General features: G+C 62.8%; 2 protein-coding genes. Both read left to right on the forward strand.

The genetic code is table 11. The features are described from left to right. The first annotated feature begins 192 nt into the window (after positions 1 to 192). Positions 193 to 1,704 carry an IS21 family transposase gene (gene istA, locus L0976_RS28485; RefSeq protein WP_234190759.1) on the forward strand — a complete coding sequence of 504 codons (1,512 nt, stop codon included), beginning with the start codon at positions 193 to 195 and terminating at the stop codon, positions 1,702 to 1,704. An 11-nt stretch (positions 1,705 to 1,715) separates the two neighbouring features. Beyond that, positions 1,716 to 2,459: an IS21-like element helper ATPase IstB gene (gene istB, locus L0976_RS28490; protein WP_234190764.1), complete on the forward strand. Its 744-nt coding sequence runs from the start codon at positions 1,716 to 1,718 to the stop codon at positions 2,457 to 2,459. Positions 2,460 to 2,605 lie beyond the last annotated feature (146 nt).

The raw sequence follows: 2,605 nt of genomic DNA on the forward strand, positions 1-2,605 counted from the left end.
TGCGGATTCCGAGCTGAAGCCGGCCGGCATTCCGATCAATTACCGGCCACCATTCCGATTTGAAGCCGGCCACAATTCCAATCAATTACCGGCCGTTTTTCGGCTCTAACGATACCCCTTGGGTCAGCAACTTTGGCATCAAGCCTCCCGGTACACGAGGAGATTTTGATGCCGGCGAAGAGAAGGCTGACCATGAGACAATTACGACAGATGCTCCGGCTTGCCGGAAGCGGAACAAGCAGCCGCGAGATTGCGGTGGTGCTCGGCGTTGCGCGCAGCACCGTGCAGGACAATCTGAAGCGTGCGGCGCAAGCGGGCTTGACCTGGCCCTTGCCCGGCGAGCTGACCGACGATGCGCTAGAACATCGTCTTTTTGCCCGCGCCGGGGTCAAGCAGGGTCAGCGGCGAAGGAAGGAGCCTGATTGGGCTGAGCTTTCGATCGAGCTGAAGAAGCCGGGCGTGACGCTGCTGATCCTTTGGGAGGAATACCGTAGCGACCATCCCGACGGCTACGGCTACAGCCGCTTCTGCGAGCTGTTTCGCGGCTTTGAGCAGCGGCTGTCGCCGACGATGCGCCAGGAGCACGCAGCCGGCGACAAGGCCTTCGTGGACTATTCCGGAAAGAAGGTGCCGATCGTCGATCGCAAGACCGGCGAGGTTCGCGAGGCGGAGCTGTTCGTTGGCGTGCTCGGCGCGTCGAGCTATACCTTCGCCGAAGCCACTTGGACCCAGACCTTGCCGGACTGGATCGGCTCGCATGTGCGCATGTTCGCCTTTTTCGGCGGCGTGCCCCGGCTGGTGGTGCCGGACAACCTGAAGTCCGGCGTCAACCGCGCCAGCTTCCATGATCCGGAGATCAACCGCAGCTACGGCATGATGGCGTCCCACTACGGCATCGGCGTCCTACCGGCCCGGCCACGACGCCCGAAGGACAAGGCCAAGGTCGAGAGCGCCGTGCGCTTTGCCCAGAGCTGCATTCTCGGCCGCTTGCGCAAGCAAACCTTCTTCTCGCTTGCCGAGGCCAATGCCGCGATCTCCGAGATGCTCGCGCGCATCAACGATCATGTCATGCGCCGGCTCGGCGTCAGCCGCCGGCATCTCTTCGAAACGATCGAACGTCCGGCGCTCGCAAGTCTGCCCGCCGAGGACTACGAGTTCGCCGAATGGCGCTTGGCACGGGTCTCGACGGATTATCACGTCGAGTTCAAGAGCTTCTTCTATTCCGTCCCGCACGGTCTCATCCGCCAGCAGGTTGATATCCGTGCCACTGCCCGGATGATCGAGATATTCCACCGTGGCAAGCGCGTCGCCGTGCATCAGCGCCGCTATGGGGGGGCGCGCTTTGGAACGGACCCCGATCATATGCCGAGTTCGCATCGGCGCTACGCCGAATGGACACCGGATCGCTTCCGGCGCTGGGGGGCATCGATCGGTCCCGAGACCGAAGGGCTGATCACTGCCATCCTCGCCAGCAGGCCACATCCCGAACAGGGCTTCAGGACCTGCCTCGGCATCCTGCGCCTCTATCGCGATCTTCCCCGGGAACGCGCCGAGGCCGTCTCGGCACGAGCCGTCGAGATCGGCGGGCTGACTTGCAAGACCATCACCGCACTCATCGCCACCCACAAGTCCAACAGGCATTCCACCGAACCTGCCGCCGTCATGGAACACGCAAACCTGCGCGGCCCCGGATACTTTCATTGAGGACCAAGACAATGCTGACCAATCCCACCATCGACATGCTCCGCGAGCTCGGCCTCTCCGGCATGGCAAGCGCCTATCACGAGCTCGAGGCTCAACCGGAAGCGAGGAGCCTCGAGCATGGCGAATGGCTCGCTCTACTTCTTGAGCGGGAGGCAACGACGCGCCGCCAGAAGCGTTTCGAGGCGAGAGCTCGTGCCGCCAGGCTCCGCCATGACGCCCAGGTCGAGAACATCGACTTTCGCGCCGCCCGTGGCCTCGACCGCAATCTGTTCCTGAAGCTCGCCGGCTGCGACTGGATCAGGCACCATCACAGTCTCCTGCTGATCGGACCTGCTGGCGTCGGCAAAAGCTGGCTAGCCTGCGCGCTCGGACACAAGGCATGCCGCGAGGACTTTTCCGTCGCCTATCATCGCCTGCCCAGGCTGTTCGCCGCCCTTGCACTCGCGCGCGGCGACGGACGCTATCCCAAGGTCCTCAAGGCGCTCGCCAGAACCGACCTGCTCATCCTCGACGACTGGGGGCCGGAGAAGCTTAGCGACGAGCAGCGCCGTGATCTCCTCGAGATTATCGAGGACCGCTATGAGAAACGATCCACCATCGTCACAAGCCAGGTGCCCGTCGATCACTGGTACGACATGATCGGCAATCCGACCCTCGCCGACGCCATCCTCGACCGCCTGGTCCACAATGCCTACCGCATCGAACTCAGCGGCGAGAGCTTGCGAAAGCAGCGTCAGGCACCATCCGAGGCTTGACCGCGCAACAATCAGGAGCCATTCAAAACAACGACCCAGGGGAGCATCGACTGGCCGGCTTCAGATCGGAATGCTGGCCGGAATGAAATCGGAACAGGTGGCCGGCTTCGTTTCGGAATCAGTGGCCGGCTTCAGCGGAATACGCA

It is taken from the genome of Shinella sp. NM-101, assembly GCF_021401195.1.
Classification (GTDB): domain Bacteria; phylum Pseudomonadota; class Alphaproteobacteria; order Rhizobiales; family Rhizobiaceae; genus Shinella.

Bases quoted from the DNA above. Each gene is read 5' to 3' on its own strand.
- istB (WP_234190764.1), top strand. From the start codon at position 1,716: ATGCTGACCAATCCCACCATCGACATGCTCCGCGAGCTCGGCCTCTCC.
- istA (WP_234190759.1), top strand. From the start codon at position 193: ATGAGACAATTACGACAGATGCTCCGGCTTGCCGGAAGCGGAACAAGC.